The organism is Candidatus Amarolinea dominans (assembly GCA_016719785.1).
In the GTDB taxonomy this organism is placed as follows: Bacteria; Chloroflexota; Anaerolineae; order SSC4; family Amarolineaceae; genus Amarolinea; species Amarolinea dominans.
Genome location: JADJYJ010000006.1, coordinates 178,520 through 195,751 on the forward strand (window position 1 = coordinate 178,520; position 17,232 = coordinate 195,751).

At 63.0% G+C, this 17,232-nt stretch carries 8 protein-coding genes; 1 reads left to right on the plus strand and 7 read right to left on the minus strand.

Going from position 1 to position 17,232, the window contains the following annotated elements; genetic code table 11:
- Positions 1-8: 8 nt before the first annotated feature.
- The 3 genes from IPM84_09335 to IPM84_09345 form a co-directional block, all read right to left on the minus strand.
- Positions 9-2,735, minus strand: a complete 2,727-nt coding sequence (locus tag IPM84_09335) for a hypothetical protein (protein ID MBK9092966.1) — start codon at positions 2,733-2,735, stop codon at positions 9-11.
- 838 nt (positions 2,736-3,573) lie between these two features.
- Positions 3,574-8,730 carry a hypothetical protein gene (locus tag IPM84_09340; GenBank protein ID MBK9092967.1) on the minus strand — a complete coding sequence of 1,719 codons (5,157 nt, stop codon included), beginning with the start codon at positions 8,728-8,730 and terminating at the stop codon, positions 3,574-3,576.
- Positions 8,731-9,050: 320 nt separating this feature from the next.
- Positions 9,051-12,545 carry a hypothetical protein gene (locus IPM84_09345; protein ID MBK9092968.1) on the minus strand — a complete coding sequence of 1,165 codons (3,495 nt, stop codon included), beginning with the start codon at positions 12,543-12,545 and terminating at the stop codon, positions 9,051-9,053.
- A 522-nt stretch (positions 12,546-13,067) separates the two neighbouring features.
- Between IPM84_09345 and IPM84_09350 the strand changes: the two genes are divergently transcribed.
- Positions 13,068-14,405, plus strand: a complete 1,338-nt coding sequence (locus tag IPM84_09350; protein MBK9092969.1) for an alpha-amylase — start codon at positions 13,068-13,070, stop codon at positions 14,403-14,405.
- Between the two features lie 19 nt (positions 14,406-14,424).
- On the opposite strand, the gene IPM84_09355 is transcribed toward IPM84_09350, so the two are convergent.
- Genes IPM84_09355 through IPM84_09370 form a run of 4 tightly spaced genes read right to left on the minus strand, consistent with a single transcriptional unit; the run spans position 14,425 to position 16,587 of the window.
- The gene (locus tag IPM84_09355) at positions 14,425-15,375 is read right to left on the minus strand and encodes a hypothetical protein (GenBank protein ID MBK9092970.1); all 951 of its coding nucleotides are present in this window, start codon (positions 15,373-15,375) and stop codon (positions 14,425-14,427) included.
- 47 nt (positions 15,376-15,422) lie between these two features.
- Positions 15,423-15,830 (minus strand): hypothetical protein, encoded by a 408-nt coding sequence (locus IPM84_09360; GenBank protein MBK9092971.1) that lies wholly within the window; start codon positions 15,828-15,830, stop codon positions 15,423-15,425.
- On the minus strand, positions 15,827-16,237 hold the full coding sequence (locus IPM84_09365; protein MBK9092972.1) for an HNH endonuclease: 411 nt from the start codon (positions 16,235-16,237) through the stop codon (positions 15,827-15,829). Before IPM84_09365 ends, IPM84_09360 begins: the two co-directional genes overlap by 4 nt.
- Entirely contained in the window at positions 16,237-16,587 is a 351-nt protein-coding gene (locus IPM84_09370) for a hypothetical protein (GenBank protein ID MBK9092973.1), read from the minus strand. The genes IPM84_09365 and IPM84_09370 overlap by 1 nt, the downstream gene beginning before the upstream one ends.
- Between the last annotated feature and the right edge of the window lie 645 nt (positions 16,588-17,232).

A 17,232-nucleotide genomic window follows, 5' to 3' on the forward strand; every position in this document is an offset into this window, starting at 1 on the left:
TGTCGGTGTCATACCAGACGAAGTCGCCAATCGCACCGTACTTGGGTGTAGCCGAAGTCGGCCGTCAGGTTGAAGCCGCCCTGCGCCAGGCTGACCGCATACGGCTGCGCCTGATGGTTGTTGTCCTGGCCCGGATTGGGGCCGAGCACCGTCAGCACGTAATCCTTGAGCACCTTGAAGGTGTCGCTGACCCGCACCTGGTAGTTCCCAGCGGGCAGGCTGACGAAGGCGTAATCGCCGCCGGCGCCGGTCGTCGTGGTGGCAATCACCACACTGTTCTGCAGCAGTTCCACGGTCACGCCGGCCTGGCCGACATCGGTGACCAACGGGTTGAAGATGCCGTTGCTGTCGTACTCGATCCAGACCTGGTTGCCGATGACGCCGATGTTGGTGTGGTCATCGGGGTAGTAGCCGAAATCGGCGGTCAAGTTACTGCCGGCGGTCGGCAGGTTGACGGCGTAGGGGTCGGCCTGGTTGTTGTTGTCCACACCGGCGGCGCCGAGCGGCGACTTGGTGTAGTCCGTCAGGACCGCGTTGGTGTCGCTGACATGCACCAGGTAGGGGCCGGCCGGCAGACCGGTGAACTGGTAGTTGCCCGCCGTGCAGGCCGTCCCGGCGCTGGAGGTGACGGTGGCGATGATCGGCTCGCCCGCATCCCAGATGCCGTCGGCGTTGCTGTCGCGGATCAGATCCACGCTGACGCCTGCCAACGGGCTATCGCCCGCATTGCAGATGCCATCCTTGTTGGCGTCCAGGAAGACCAGGTTGCCGATCGTTCCCAGTTGCGGCTGCGTCGGCGGGTCGTTGTAGCCGAAGTCGGCGTCGAGATACTGCTGGCCGATCTGCACCGTGACCGGATGAGGAACGATGGTGGTGGCGGTGTAGCCAGCCGGTGGGTTGGTCGGGGCGACGTTGTAGGAGCCGGCAGGCACACTGATCAGATAATGACCGTTGCTGTCGGTCGTGTCACAGATCGCAGCGCCGCCGCCCGTTGGCGTGGCGCAGACCTGGATATTCGGGATACCCGGCTCGCCCGGCTGCTGGATACCGTCGCCGTTGTCGTCGTACCAGACGGTGTCACCGATGATCGCGTTGCCAGAGGTCGGCGCCTGGTAGTAGCCGAAGTCCGCATCCTTGTAGACCTGGCCGGAGCTGAGCGCGATCGCGGCGGTGGGGTCGGGTTTGCTCTGATTCGCCACGATATCGGTCAGGCCCGCCAGCACGTTGTTCGTATCAGTCACATCAACAAAGTAGGTCCCTGATGGAAGGTCGGTAAAGAAATAACCCCCATCGGCGTCGGTCACGGTATCAGCGAAATACTCGTCACCTGGATCGAGGATATTATTGCCATTGCTGTCTCGCCGTAGCTGGATCGTCACATTCGGAATGCCCGGCTCGCCCACATACTCGATGCCATCCTGATCCCTGTCGTACCAGACGAAGTCGCCAATTGCACCCACCGGCGTTCCATAGTAATGGGCTTTGTCCGTATCGCTGTATGTCGCGCCGCCGTAACTGCCTTGCACCGTTGCCGTGTTCTCGTGTTGCCCAACCACCGCTGTCACCGGGCCATACACACAGGAGTAGCTCTGGCCAGCATTCAACGTCGCCGGGACGGTACAGCCGGTCAGCGGGCTGAAGTCGCTGTCGCTCAGTGTGACATTCGTCAGCGTCACATCACCCGTGTTGGTCACCTCGAAGCGAAAATAGACGCTGCTGCTCTCGATAGCAGTTGGTCCTGGGGCACTCTCCGCATCATCCCAGGTTGCCTGGTTATCTACCGACACGTACTTCTTGACCGCAATCGCGGGCGCAGCCGGCGGAGATACATAGACCCCGCTCGTACCGGAAGTCATACTGAATTTCGTGTTGATGCTGTACCAACCACCGACAAAGATGCCGTTGCTCAGCGAAGAGCTATCGCCATAGGGCACCGAGTGCGTTGCATCGGCAGGGTTGGTGGGTGACCCTGTGGTCAGCCAATAGCCCGTGAAGAAACCGCCGCCGCTGAAATCTGCACAACCCGTGCAAAGAGCGCTCTGTCCATCGTTCAGGCGAGGACCCTGCGGGTATGGCGCTGAAGGCGTGCTGCCACCGCCGGACGCATTGATGTCCCCGGCAACGTGGATGAAGTTAGTCGGTTTCAGCCCGCCATGCGGCACGATTGCACCGCCGCTCTGAAACTTTACCTGGCCATCATAGCCGTTGCTGAAGTTGGCGTCCGTATCCCAACGAAGGATGAAGGCATCATTGGCATCGCCAGTTATGTCAATTTGGCTGGAAATCCCGAACCCGGAAGTCACGTTGATCACAAGGGTCTGTGCGACACCATTGGTCGTGTCAATGCCATCCAATGAGGTGGATGAAACGCTGGCGTATCCCAGAGTCGCCGGAAGTGCATTGATCTGGAGAAAGGCGTTGTTCAGATCGCCCTCCAGTTGCGAAATCAGCGCAATATTCCCGGTGCTGCCAAACGCTTGCCCCGCGTTCTGATTGACAATGCCCTGCCAGGCGCTGAGAGTCGTGTCATTGGTGAAAATCGTCCCGGCATAGGGCACACCGCCAGAAGTGCGCTCGCTGGCCTCGACGCCATCCACAGCTACATCTCCAACGAAACCTTTTGTTGCTCCTTGCCAGTTGGCATCGGTGTGGGCATCAGCAAAGAAGAACAGATAGTCCGGTAGGTTGCCCAGGTTGACACCGCCGATCTGGACTGTAGGCTCAGTCGGTATCATTGAGGGAAATCCCAATCGTTGCCGTTCTGTCGCAGCCTGCACCGATGTGAATGGCCGAAACGACAGCATCGCAATAACTGCTACAAGCGCAAATCCTAGCAATCGCCTACTTGTGTGGTGTCTACGCATAACATCCTCCCCTTCCATATCGTCCGATGTCATTCTGCCAGGCCGCCAGTTGACCTGGCGCTTTCTTTGCTGGTCAACTGAAAACTATTGAATGACCGCGAACGGTGCGATCTTCTGCCCGGTTATTGTCGTGCGCTCTGTCAAGCAGCTAACTGCCCTGACTTAGTAGGTGTTTCTGCGTTACCTTGCGCAGAATCTTCAACACGACCCGGGTATTTTTCATTATAGCCACTAATGATGGCGCACGCATAGGCTTTAACCTTTCGATTGCCTTACAATTTCGAGAAAGGTGCGGCGGTGGAGCAATGACCTGGGGCAAACTGAACTGAACGGTGATTATGATACGGTTTACAGATTAGTCCGATGGCAAATTGGCGGTGGGGCGCCTGATGAGCGAGAAAAGTAATTTGGCCTACTTTAGCAGCATGGCAAACGAAACCGGCCCGATCAAGAGATCAGGCCGGTTTCACCGTTGCCGTAGGTCACGCCTCCGGCGTGACGACGTCCTCCGCCGCGTGACAGGCCCCAAGCCGTAGGTCACGCCTCCGGCGTGACGACGCCCTCCGCCGCAGAGCTTGCTTCCCTCGTCCAACGTCGTCCGGCCAGGAGGCCGGACCTACGCCTCTCGCGCCGTTGCGGCGGAGCGATGGCCGACCTCGGCCCCCCCAGCCTTCGCAAGGGGGGCCGAGGCCCGCGTTACCGATTCATTTCACCAACCACTCGTGCGCACGACGGGCACGAAGATCTGCATGCCCCACAGCCGCGCGGACACCGGCCCGATCATCTGACCGGAGGGCAGCGCCTCCAGGCGGTAGAAGTAGGCCTTGCCCGCGACGGCCGACTCGTCTATCCACTCGTAGCTGGCGCCGCTCCCGCCAACCGCCTGGCTGGCAACCGGCGCACTGGTCATCTGCTGGTAGACGCCGTCCGCACTGGTCGCGCGCCAGGCGTGGAAGCCGCTGTTGCTCCCCTCGGCCAGCGTAGTCCACGCCAGCGTCACCGGCCCGCCGCTGCGCTGCGTCGCGGTGAACTGCGTTACCCACACACTGGTCGGGGCAATGAACGGGAAGTCGAGCGTCAGGTCGCTCTGCCCGCTGAGCAATACGACGCTGGTCAGCGTGGTTGGCCCGGAGGGCAGATAGCCGTTCGGCTGCGGGAGCACGGTGGCGGTGTACTGACCGGGCGGCAGTCCACTCACCAGGTAGGTGCCGGGCGGGAAACCACCGGCTGGCCCGGTCGTCAGCGTGGCGATGACCGTATTGCTGCTGTCCTTGACCTGTACCACGATGCCGCTCAACGGTAGTTCCTGAGCCGGGTCGTAGACGTTATTGCCGTTGGTGTCCACCCACGTGAAGTCGCCCACCGTCACCGGCTGCCAGTAGCCGAAGTCAGCCGTCAGGTTGGTGTCGCCCACGCCCGTCGGGTTGAAGTTCTGAATGCAGTACGGGTTGACCTGGCTGTTGTTGTCCTGACCCGCATTGGGGCCGCTGGACTTGGTGTAGGTGGTCAACACTTGGTTGGCGTCGGTCACGATCACCACGTAGTTGCCGGCCGGGAACTCGTCGCTGAAGCGGTAGTTGCCGCCCAACATGATGCTGCTGCTCGTCAGTTTGGTGTCCACCAGGAAATCGAACTGATCGAGGGCGCAGTTGCCGTTGACGTCGTACCACAGCTCCACGGTGACATTGCCGATGCCCGGCTCGCCGCCCTGGTAGAGGCCGTCTGCGTTGCGGTCCACCCACACCAGGTTGCCGATCGTGCTGTCCTTCAACACGGTCGGGCCGGGAGCATAGCCGAAGTCCGCGGTCGGGTTGAACTGGCCCTGCGCCAGATTCACTGCGTAGGGTTGAGCCTGGTTGTTGTTGTCTTGCCCGGGGTTGGGACCTAACACCGTGGGCGCATAGCCGGTCAGCACTCCGAAGGCATCGCTCACGCGCACGTCGTAGCTGCCGGCCTGCAGACCGACGAAGACGTAGTCCCCGCTGGCGCCCGTCGTCGTCGTGGCAATCACCACGCTGTTCTGGCGCAGTTGCACTGTCACGCCGTGCTGGCCGTAATCGCCGCTCGCCACCGCGAACAAGCCATTGTTATCTTTCTCGATCCACACCTGGTTGCCGATGGCGCCCATGGGGCGGTCGGTCAGGTGGTAGCCGAAGTCAGCGGTCAGATTGTCGCCGCCCACCGGCAGGATCACCGCGTAGGGGTCGGCCTGGTTGTTGTTGTTCACCCCGGCCGCGCCCAACGGCGACTTGGTGTAGCCGTAGAGCACCCCGTTGGTGTCGCTGACATGCACCAGGTAGCGTCCAGCGGTCAACCCGCTGAACAGGTAGTTGCCGGTGTCGGCATCCAGGCTGCTGGCCGTGGTCACGGTCGCGATGATCGGCTCGCCCGCATCCCAAACCGTGTTTGCATTGCTGTCGCGAATCAGGTCTACGCTGACGCCCGGGAACGGCATGTCGCTGCCGTTGTAAACCCCGTCCTTGTTGGCATCCAGGAAGCCCAGGTTGCCGATCGTGCCCAGCAGGTTGTTGCTGGTATCGTCATAGCCGAAGTCGGCCTTCAGGTACTGATCCCCGGCCAGCACGATCACCGGGCTGTGCGGCACCGGCGTGGTGGGGCTGTAGCCGGCGGGCGGGTTGATCGGCGCCACGCTGTAGGAACCGGCCGGCACTTCGATCAGGTAATGACCGTTGCTGTCGGTGGTGTCGCAGATCGCAGCCCCACCGGCCATGGGCGTCGCACAGACCTGCACATTGGGGATGCCCGGCTCGCCCGGCTGCTGCACGCCGTCGCCATTGTCATCGTACCAGACGGTGTCGCCGATGATCGCCTTGCCCGTCGTCGGCGTCTGGTAGTAGCCGAAGTCCGCGTCCTTGTAGACATCGCCGGCGCCCAGCACGATCGCGCCTGTCGGGTCAGGCTGGCTCTGGTTGGCGATGACATGGGTCAGACCGGCCAGCACGTTGTTGGTATCGGTCACATCCACGAAGTAGGTGGCCGGCGGCAGGTTGTTGAACAGGTAGCCGCCATCCGCATCGGTGGTCAGGGTACCCACCAGGGTGTCTCCGCCGCTCAGCGTGCCGTTGCTATCATCGTCGCGGTAGAGCGCGACGGTCACGTTCGGGATACCCGGCTCGCCCACATCCTCGATGCCGTCGTGATCCTTGTCGTACCAGACGAAGTCGCCGATGGCGCCGAGCTTGATGTAGCCAAAGTCGGCCGTCAGGTTGTAGCCGCCCTGCGGCAGCACCACCTGGTAGGCCTGCGCCTGGTTGTTGTTGTCCTGACCCGGATTCGGCCCGAGCAGCGTCACCACGTAGCCGGCCAGCACGCCGAAGCTGTCGCTGACGCGCACCTGGTACGTGCCGCCGGGCAGACTGACGAAGGCGTAGTCGCCGCTGGCGCCGGTCGTCGTCGTGGCGATGACCGCGCTGTTCTTGAGCAACTGCACCGTCACGCCCGCCTGACCGACATCGCTGCCGTTGGCGTCGAACAGACCGTCGTAGTCCTCTTCCGCCCAGACCTGGTTGCCGATGACGCCGATGTTGGTGCGATCGAGCGGATAGTAGCCGAAGTCGGCCGTTGTGTTGCTGCCGCCTGGCGCCAGGTTGATGGCGTAGGGGTCAGCCTGGTTGTTGTTGTCCACCCCGGCCGCGCCCAGTGGCGACTTGGTGTAGTCGAACAGCACCGCGTTGGTGTCGCTGACATGCACCAGGTAGCGACCACCCGGGACGCCGCTGAACAGGTAGTTGCCCGCGCTGCAGGCCGTGCCGCCCACGGTGGTCACCGTGGCGATGATCGGCTCGCCCGCGTCCCAGGCGTTGTTCGCGTTGCTGTCGCGGATCAAATCCACACTGACGCCGGACAGGGCGCTGTCACCGCTGTTGCAGACGCCGTCCTTGTTGGCGTCCAGGAAGACCAGGTCGCCAATCGTGCCCAGTAGCGGGCCATTCTTGTCGTCGTAACCGAAGTCCGCGTCCAGGTACTGCTCGCCAATCTGCACGGTCAGCAGGTGCGGAACCGGCGTGGTCGCCAGGTAGCTCGCCGGCGGGTTGATCGGCGCGACGCTGTAGGAACCGGCCGGTACTTCGATCAGGTAATGACCGTTGCTGTCGGTGGTGTCGCAGATGGAAGCGCCGCCGCCCGTGGGCGTCGCGCAAACCTGAATGTTCGGGATACCCGGCTCGCCCGGCTGCTGGATACCGTCGCTGTTGTCATCGTACCAGACCGTGTCGCCGATGATGGCGTAGCCGGAGGTGGGCGTCTGGTAGTAGCCGAAGTCGGCGTCCTTGTAGACCTCGCTGGCGCCCAGCACGATGGCGCCCGTCGGGTCAGGTTGGCTCTGGTTGGCAACGACGTGTGTCAGCCCGACCAGCACGTTGTTGGCGTCGGTCACATCCACGAAGTAGGTGGCCGGCGGCAGGTTGTTGAACAGATAGCCGCCATCCGCATCGGTGGTGCGGGTGCCCACCAGGGTGTCACCGGCGGTCAGTGTGCCGCTGCCATCGGTGTCGCGGTAGAGCGCCATCGTCACGTTCGGGATGCCCGGCTCGCCCACATCCTCGATGCCATCGTGATCGCTGTCGTACCAGACGAAGTCACCGATGGCGCCAGGCAACGGCGTTGGGGTATTGGTGGGCGTCGCCGTCGGGGTGTTGGTGGGCGTAGCCGTCGGCGTGGCTGTCGGGGTTTTGGTCGGCGTAGCCGTCGGCGTGTTGGTGCGCGTAGCCGTGGGCGTGGCCGTCGGCGTAGCTGTTGGAGTGTTAGTGCGCGTCGCCGTGGGCGTGGCTGTTGGGGTCTTGGTGGGCGTAGCCGTCGGCGTCGAAGTTCGGGTCGGCGTGGCGGTGGGCGCTGATTGGGTAAGACACATGGCGTCGGCCTTGGTGTAGGCGTTGCCGGAGCTGTCGGTATCGCGCAAGATGACCTTCAAGTGGGCGACGTTGGCCGGCGCGGTGGCGCTGAGCGTGTAGGGGCCGCCGAGACTGGGGTTCGCCCCGCTGCTCTCCATGTCCCAAATAACGGTATGGACGGCAGCCGTGCCGATTTCTGTGCCTCCCGCGTTGTAGAAGCGGATCGCGATGGTGGTCTTCCAACTGGGTTCATGCGAGCCGACGTAGAAGGTCATGTTGTACGTAACGCCGACCGCGGCCGCGGCCTGTTGAGAGAGCACGCCGGACTGCCCGCCGCTGTAGCGCGACCAACCGATGCGCGCGCCATCTGGCTCATTGGGCAGATAGTTCGTGGTCGAGGCCTCGCCGCTTTCCAGTGTCCAGCCGGTAGGAAAACCGGACCCGTTCACGGTCTCGAAGCTCGGATTGGTCAACAGACCGGACGGACAGAAGCCCACCGGTGTTGCTGTTGGCGTTGCCGTGTTCGGCGAAGTCGGTGTTGCGGTGGGGGTTCTGGTTTTGGTTGGTGTTGAGGTAGGGGTTCTGGTTTTGGTTGGTGTTGCGGTGGGGGTTCTGGTAGCCGTGGCCGTACAAGGGCCAAAGCCGTCGCTTTCGTCGCGCCCCAACCAGTTGCCGTTTTCGTAGATTTCCACACGAAAACTGTGATGGACAGACAGATCAATCGAGCCGGACCACGTCCCTTGCACCGTTTCGTTGCCATGGGTCGTGCCGGTGGCAATAATTGTGCCATCCACCTTGACGCGCCACGATTCGGCCGTGGAATTCCAGCCCACGAAGTTTACCGACCAGCCGCTGCAGTCGGCCGAGGGCCATGCCTCGATGATCCACTGCACGCCGCTTGCTGCCGGGGCAGCTTGCACGATCCTGGCACTCCCCAGGCCCAATCCCGCCCAAATCAGCAGGATCAGACCCGCGCTGAATTCCAACCAGTGATGGTTGTTCCTCATGTTGTACACAAATGACTCCTTTGATTTCCCGGTATTCGCTTCGATACCAGGTTACACCGATTACCAAAGCTCCGTCACTTGTGTTTGGATTGATGAAAAGGGTGTCAAATGAGGCAGCTTCAGCCTTGACGATTATTTTCCTGGCTCCATTCTGTGACAGTGAACTCCCACTGCCACAGAAAATCGCCAACCTTGAAAATTAGCGGAGGGCAAGGCAGAAGCGCAGAGAGGCGCGACTACTGATGTTCATTATAAATCCAGTCCCTACGAAATGTGTAGGTATAAACCTTACAATTTCCTTACAGGGCTTCTCATTTCTTGTGTGTTCATCAACCGCCGATGCGCATCAGGGGTAAGAAGAGCTGCATACCCCACAGTCGCGCGGACACCGGCCCGATCATTTGACCGGAGGGCAGCGCCTCCAGCCGGTAGAAATAGGCCTTGCCCGCGACGGCCGTCTCATCCACCCATTCGTAGCTGGCGCCGCCAATCTCCTGACCCGCGATGGGCGCGCTGGTCAGCCGCTGGTAGATGCCGTCCGCACTGGTCGCGCGCCAGACGTGGAATTCCAACCCGGCCGCGCCGGCCGCGGTCTGCCAGGCCACCCTCACGCGGCCATCGGCCAACTGCCAGGCAGCAAAGTCAACGACCTGCACCGCCGTGGGGTTGATGAACGGAAAATTGAGGTTCAGATCGCTCTGCCCAAGCGCCAGGTACGCGGTGGTCAGGCTGGCCGGCCCAATCAGGGTGTAGCCCGGCGGCCCGGCCAGGAAGGCGGCGGTGTACTGCCCCGCGGCCAGGTTGCCCAGGCTGTACAGGCCGCTGGCAAAGCCGCCCGCCGGCCCGGTGATCACATCGCCCATCGTGGCGCCGCCGCTGTTGGTGATGCGCAGATTGACGTTGTTCATCATCTGCTCGCCCGTGTTGTAGATACCGTTGCCGTTGCTGTCCAGCCAGGCAATACCGCCAACGGTCACGCCGGCGCGGCGATAGCCAAAATCGGCGCTGACCACCGCGCCGCCGTCGGTCAGGGTGACGCTGAATGGCTGCGCCTGGTTGTTGGCATCCGCGCCGGGCTGCGGGCCGAGGGCTGTCACCATGTAGCCGTTCAGAACCCCAAAGGGATCGGCCACGCGCACCTGGTAGGCGCCGGCCGCTAAACCGGTGAACGCGTACGCGCCGCCAGCGCCGCTGGTCACCGTGCGCGTCACCACGTCGTTCTGCAGCAGCTCAAGCGTCACGCCGGCCAGTTCATCATCGCTGCCGCCGGCGCTGTACAGGCCATCGCCATCGTTGTCCATCCACACTTGATTGCCGATCAGCCCAACGCTGGGCTGAATGCGGACATAGTAGCCAAAATCGGCCAGCACGCTGCTGTCCCCGCTCGCCACGACAACGACATACGGGTCGCTCTGGCTGTGATTATCGGTGTCCGGTTGCCCCAACGAACCCTGGTTGTAATCGAGCAGGGCGCCGTTGGTGTCGCTGACATGAATCAGGAAGCGTCCGGCCGGAACGCCCAGAAAAATGTAATTCCCGTTGTTGGCGTCCAGGGCGGCATTGGTCGTCACCGTCGCCAGGATCGGCTCGCCCGCATCCCAGGCATCATTTTCGTTGCTGTCCTGGATCATGTCCACCGTGACGCCGGCCAATGGGCTATCGCCCGCGTCGAAAACGCCATCGTAATTGGCGTCGTTGAAAACCAGGTTGCCGATGCTGCCCAGCGGGGCTTCCGTGGGGTTGCCGTAGCCCAGGTCAACGCCAAGCGCCTGCTCGCCCGCGACCACGGAGAACGGCGTCCCCACCGCTACGGTAGCCTGTAAACCGGCCGGCGGAGTGGGTGGCGCCACGCTGTAGGCGCCGGGCGCAAGGGCCAGCAGAAAATGACCGTTGGCGTCGGTCTGGCCGCAGATGGCCGCGCCGCCGGCGGTGGGCGTGGCGCAAATCTGCAGATTCGCGATGCCCGGCTCTCCCCGCTGCTGGCGCCCGTCGCTGTTGCCGTCGAACCAGACGCTGTCGCCTACGATGGCCTGGTTGGGGCCGGGCTGCAGGACGAAGCCAAAATCAGCATCGCGCCAGACCTGACCGTCAGTCAGCGTCAAGGGGCCGCCAGGATCCGGCAGGCTCTGCGGCCCGCTGACTGAAGCGGCGCCGCTGGTCGCGCCGGGCAGTGTCCCGACATCTACGAAGTAGACGGCGGGCGCCAGCGCGTTGAACAGAAAACTGCCATCCGCGCTCGTGACGCGCGTGGCGATCATCTCATCCAGGCCGGGTTGCAGCGTGCCATTGCCATTGCTGTCACCGTAGAGGGTCAGCGGCACGTTGGGCAGGCCCGGCTCGCCGATGTTCTGGATACCGTTCTGATTGGCATCGTACCAGACCCGGTCGCCCAACGCGCCCAGTCGCACCAGCCCGGCATCCCAGCTGGAATCGGCGCCGCCGGCCGTCAGCGTGATGGTCGCGGTCTCGCCGCTATCAGGATCGGCGTCGCTGTCGAGATCGGCGTTACCGCCCATGGCCGGCGCGGTGAAGCCGTAGCCATCCACCAACTCGAACTGAATGATGTAATCGCCGGCGTGCAGCCCGTCGAAGGCGTAGTAGCCATTTTCGTCGGTCAATTGCACATCTACCAAGGATTGCCATTCGTCGTACAGGAACACGCCGACATCGGGCGCGCCTGGTTCACTGCCATCCTGCACGCCGTTGTGATTGCGGTCGTACCACACGCGGTCGCCCAGCGACGCGGCCAGGTGAAGCCCCGCGTCCCAGGTCAGGTCGGCCGCAGCGCCCAGGGTAAAGACCGGCGTCTGCCCGGACAGAGGGTCGGCGTCGCTGTCGAGCGCCGGATTGGCGCCCTGGTTGGGCTGCGTGAACACGTAACTGGCCGGCGCCACAAACTCCAGGTAGTAATCGCCCGGCGCCGCCAACAGCGCGAAAGCGCCGCTGGCCTGGGTCATGGTGGAGTCGAGCAGCACGCCGACAGCGCTGAAGAGATTGACCTGGACGCTGCCGAGACCGCTCTCGCCGGCCGTCTGCACGCCATCGCCGTTGGCGTCGTTCCAGACAAGATCGCCGATCTGGTACAGCCGGCAGGGCGTCACCGTGCGATTGCCGGTCCAGGAGCCGGTGTAGTTGGAACCGCCGTTGCCGGTGGCGCCGGCTGTGACGGCGCCTTTGTAATTTTCGGGTGTGCCGGCCTGATCGTTGTTGTCATAGGGATTTTGGGTGTTCCCGTCCACCGGTTTGACGCCGACCGCGTTGTAGTTCGTGCTGAAACTGGTGTAGACCGCGGCCGCCCAATTCCAGGTAAGGGTGATGCCCGGTTGATCCACGGTAAAGGTGGCGGTCCAGGTCACGGGGCCGGTGCTGCCCGGAAAGCCGCCGGCCGGGACCGTCAAGGCCAATCCACCGGCAAAGACATTGCGGCTAAAATTCCCCGGCGAGACACGCGTCACCCACTGCTGCGTGGCGCTGTCGAAACTGGTCGTTGTGGTGCTGGCGGCTGGGTCGAAGATGATGCGGGCGTCGGGCGCCGGCAGGGTGTAGGGCGTACCGTTGGCGGTAAATGAAATTGTGGCCTGCCGGGCGTAGATCGTGGTGACGTTGGCACCCATGCCGCTGATCTTCAGACGGTTGACAAACCAGAGCGTGTTGCCGGCCGCGATGGCGGTGCTGTTGAAGGTGGCGCTGACGGCCGTTGCCGTATCGCACAGAGGAACGAGCGGCTGAGCAACCGCGCGTGGGGTATGGTGGAGGGGCATCCCTGGCTGTAAAACGAACACCATGACGAACGTCACGGTTACTGCGCGCATCCATTGTTTCATGGGGACACCTCCGTGTCACGCACCAGGCGCGCAGCACTGCCGGCAGTGCGGAGCACGTCTGGTCGAATCTGCGGGGGAACATAACTGCCCAGGCTGCGCCCCGCCGCAGGCGAACGATTGAAACCGCGCCTGATGGGCGTACCGCCGGGCAACAGGATTAGTACACGGATCAACACGGATTCACACTGATCGTTTTCATATCCGTGTCCATCGGTGTTAATCCGTGTACCAGTAATCTGCGTTGACGTCACGCCGGTCGGCGCAGGCCGACCTTGCGGCGGAACGCCCCTTCGCCCCGAATTCATTCGGCGGCCGCAGCCGCCAGCGCTGGTCTTGTTTGGCTGGACGGGTCTGCTGGCGTATAATGACATGGCGCCGGAGGCGCGCAAGGCGAGGGACTCTCGAACGTTGGGGGATGTTGGGGGAGTATATCTTACCATGACCGCCCAACTCGATCAACTCGACCGCGGCCGATATACTATCAGAGACGCCATGTGCGCCTCACCTGGAAAGAAACGAGATATGGCATTCGATACACCAAAAAACTACCGTAACCTGGTCATCTACGAAGTCTACGTGCGCAATCACGGGCCGCACGGCGCCTTTGCCGATGTGGAGGCTGACCTGCCGCGGCTGGCAAGCATGGGCGTGGACATTGTCTGGTTCATGCCCATCCATCCCATCGGCCAGCTCAACAAGAAAGGCAGCCTCGGCTGTCCATACTCTATCCTGGATTATCGTGCAGTCAATCCCGAATATGGTACCAAAGCAGACTTTGCGCGCCTGATCGCCGCGGCGCATCGCTTGGGCTTGAAGGTGATGATTGATGTCGTTTACAATCACACCGCGCACGATTCTGTGCTGGTGCGCCAGCATCCCGACTGGTATCATCAGGACGCCAGCGGCAAACCAATGACGACCGTGCCGGATTGGAGCGATGTGATTGACCTGAAGCATCCCAATGAGGAACTGGCGCTGTACCTGATCACCACGCTGCAAATGTGGGCCGAGTTTGGGGTGGATGGTTTTCGCTGCGACGTGGCTTCACTGCTGCCGGTTGATTTCTGGCGCCGGGCGCGCGCGGCCGTCGCGCAGGTCAAACCAGGCGTGATCTGGCTGGCGGAGTCGGTGCATGCCGCCTGGGTGGCCCACCGCCGCTCCGTGAATCTGAGCGGACTCTCCGACGGTGAGCTGTACCAGGCCTTCGACCTGACCTATAACTACGACATCTGGCCGGTCTGGCAGGCAGTCGTCTTGGGGCAGGCGTCCGTGGCGCGCTATCTGGAGATGCTGCGCTTTCAGGACGCCATCTATCCAGACAATTTCATCAAGCTGCGCTGTGTGGAGAATCATGACCAGATGCGCATCATGCGTCTGGCGCCATCGCTCGACCAGGCGCTGGCCTGGACTGCGTTCGAAGCGTTCAACCGCGGCGCGTTCCTGATCTACGCGGGGCAGGAGGCCGGCGCCACGCACACGCCTTCGCTGTTCGACGTGGATAAGGTGGTTTGGGGCGACTACGCCTGGCAGCCGTTCCTGACCACGCTGGCGCGGCTCAAGAAACATCCGGCGCTGACCACGGGCCAGTTCGTGCTGACGGCCGCCGAGCCGCTGATCCAGGCGGCCTGGCAGGGTGAGGGCGGCAACCTGTACGGTCTCTTCAACGTGGGGGCGGAAGCGGGCCTGGTGCAGGCGCCGCTGCCCGCCGGCGACTACGTGGATCTGCTGAGTGGCGCGACCGTGAGCGTGCGCGACGGCCAGATGGACATGCCGGCCAGCGCCGTCGTGCTTGCCTACGCCGAGGCTTTGTTCCTGCAGCCCTTCCACTCACCCCTGCTCGATTTTCATCTGCCCGCGTGAGCCGCAATTCGGACACTTATTAAATTCTCGTTCCTAAGCGCCCAAAATACGCCAGGGCGCGGCGCAGGCTGGTCTCGAAATCAGGCGGGTAGCGATGTCTCATACCGGGATGCAGTTCCAATTCACAGGGGAGGTTGTGGCCCCGCAGCGCGGCGATAAGCGCTTGGGCGTGAGGCAGGCACGATTGATCGGCGTCGCCGATGATGACGTACGTGCGCGTGCCGGTCTCCGCGAGGCGCGGCAGCAGTGGCGCCCAGGCCGATAATTCGGGCAACCAGGGGCCGAGCAGGATCAGCCCGCGCGCCGGGAAAATCCCTTCCAGCACCGACCACAACGCCTGCCGTGCGCCCATCGAAAAACCAGCCACGGCACACCGGCTGAAATCAACGCGGGGATGCTGACGCAAGGTCTCGGCATGAGTGCGCATCTCGGCCGTGGCAAGCGCAAGGTCGTTCCACACAAAGGCATTGGGGCCGGCCATCTGCGATGATTGCGGGAGCGCAACGCACCAGCCCGCCGCGGTCAGCGGTTCCCAGGCCGGGGCCGTGTCGGCCACGTTGTGCTGGTTGCCGTGTAAGGCCACCAGCAAGGGCGCGGGCGTGGTGACGGGCCACATCAGGCGCAATTCGGGTTGCGCCGTGCGCTGGGCCGCCGCCTGCTGGCCGCGACAGATGTCGAGGAGGCGCAGGAATTCGACATGATCCCGCAGCGTGAGCAGATCCTCATCTGCCAACATCTGGTCCGGGTTGCTCCAGTAGCCCTGGGCCAGGGCTTCGGCAAACAGGCGCAGGGCCAGGTCTGACTGTCCGCTGAGATTGGCCAGGCAGATGCGAAAATTGTAGATCTGTCCCGATTCCAGGCCCTGCTGTTGTACCTCGGCCGTCACGAAAGCATACGCTTCCGCATAGGCTTCCTGCTCATAGAGCTCCAGGGCCGTTTCCAGGACATCATCTTGCGTCAAGGCGGTCATCGAGTCATCTCCTGGGAGTTGAATGTCACGCTCGACATCGTCTGCGGTCACGCTTCACCCCGTAAGCTGGCCAACTGGCGTTCGACCGTGTGGATGCCGTCAACAGCCAAGTCCCAATCTTGATGGTCATTCTCGACTTCGAAGGAATACCCGAGCGTCTTGACAACCTCGGCCGCCTCGAACTCGTCCAGGGTTATGCCGTATTTTTGCCGAAAGAGACGATCCGTCAATTGGTAGCGCGCCAGACGGCGGCGCAACTCTTGTTCGGCGAGACGCACCACCTGCTGCTTTGGCGCGGCGCCCGGCTCGAGTGAGTTCAGAACGCTGAGCAATCGGTTGGGTAGTTCAACTTGTAGCATGGGGTCACCTCCGTATGGCTGACCAGACATAGCCAGAAAACGCATAGACCAGGCGATCAATCTCCGCTTCCACACCATGACCTTCGTGGTGATCACCAGTATAGCCTGGCTTCAATTAGCCGCTGGCGCTCTGCCAGGCGATCGGGATCGTTGAGCCGAAGAACCAAAACGGTGACGCGTCCTTCCGGAGTGAGCGGCCTGATCTCAGCACCGACGACGTGGAAATGCTGGTCCCAGCTCTGTAAACGAGGGTGAAAAAGGGGAACTAACAGACCCGTCAGTGGATCAAAGGAGCCAACATTTGGTCCCTTGTAGCGATTGCAGCGCAAACAAGCGAGGGCAAGGTTGATGGCTTCCGTGACGCCGCCATGCTGAAGGGGGACAATGTGATCGGGTTCATGTCGGTGCAATGCCATGGTTTGGGGCAGTAAACAGTACTCACACCGATACCTTGCTCGTTCTGCAACTAATCGGCGTAGATCAGACGGGATAGGAGTGGCCATCAGTTGCCGAGCCGCACCTGGTCAGCGAGTTGCGCCTTGAGCATGATGAGAATGTGCTCGAGCCGCTCCATCTCAGCCAGCTCTTCCTGCTCTGTCTCGCTCAGTAGGCCTGCCTCGTTGAGCGCCAGCAGCCTTTGTAGCCGGCGCTGCGCCCGATCTGATGCGTGGTAGGCGAGAACATTTTCCAGGCTTGGGTTGAGCAAGAAGAAGTCCATGATCTCGGAAGACGTCTCGGCAGCCGGCGTCTTCAGTCGCGCCAGGCTCAACTCAAGCACGACAGGCAGCCAGCGGCGTGCTGGTAGAATTTGGCCCGCCAACTGGTCAGGAAGTTTCATCGTGATCTGTACCATGTTCATACCTCTGACAGTTCCATCAAATGGCCGCTGGACTGGAATGCCGAAACGATCAGGCATCTCCTGGGTTGATTTTAGCACACTCCACCTGACCTGCCAAGCGTTGCGGACCGCACTTACCCACCCTCCACGATCCTGATCTCCGCCGGCGTCAACCCGTAGAGCGCATAGACCAGGCGGTCAATCTCCGCTTCCAGCGCGCTGACGTCGGCCGCGGGGTTCGTGGCCCTGGCGGCGAGGATGGCATTCACGGGTCTTCATCCCACGGTTGCGGTGGCGGGGGCGTGGGCGGGGGGGGCGGTGTTGTCCGGTAAACGCGCCAGGTACCCACCTCGCACCCGTGGCGTGGGGGGGGCGGGGGGCCGGGGGGCAGGTGGCCGCGCCCCGGGCGCGGCCGCGCGCCCCCCCCCCGCCCCCCCCCGCCGCCCCCCCCCCCCACCCCCCCCCCCCCCCCGGCGGGCCCCCCCCGGCCGCCCGGCCGGGCCCCCCCCCCCCCCCCCCCCCCCCCCCGCCCAACCGCGCCCCCCCCCCCCCCCCCCCCCCCCCCCGGCCCCCCCCCCCGGGGGGGGAAAAGGGGCAAAAGAGGGAAAAGAAAAGAGGGAGGGGGGGCCCCCCCCGCCCCCCCCCCCCGCCCCCCCCCGC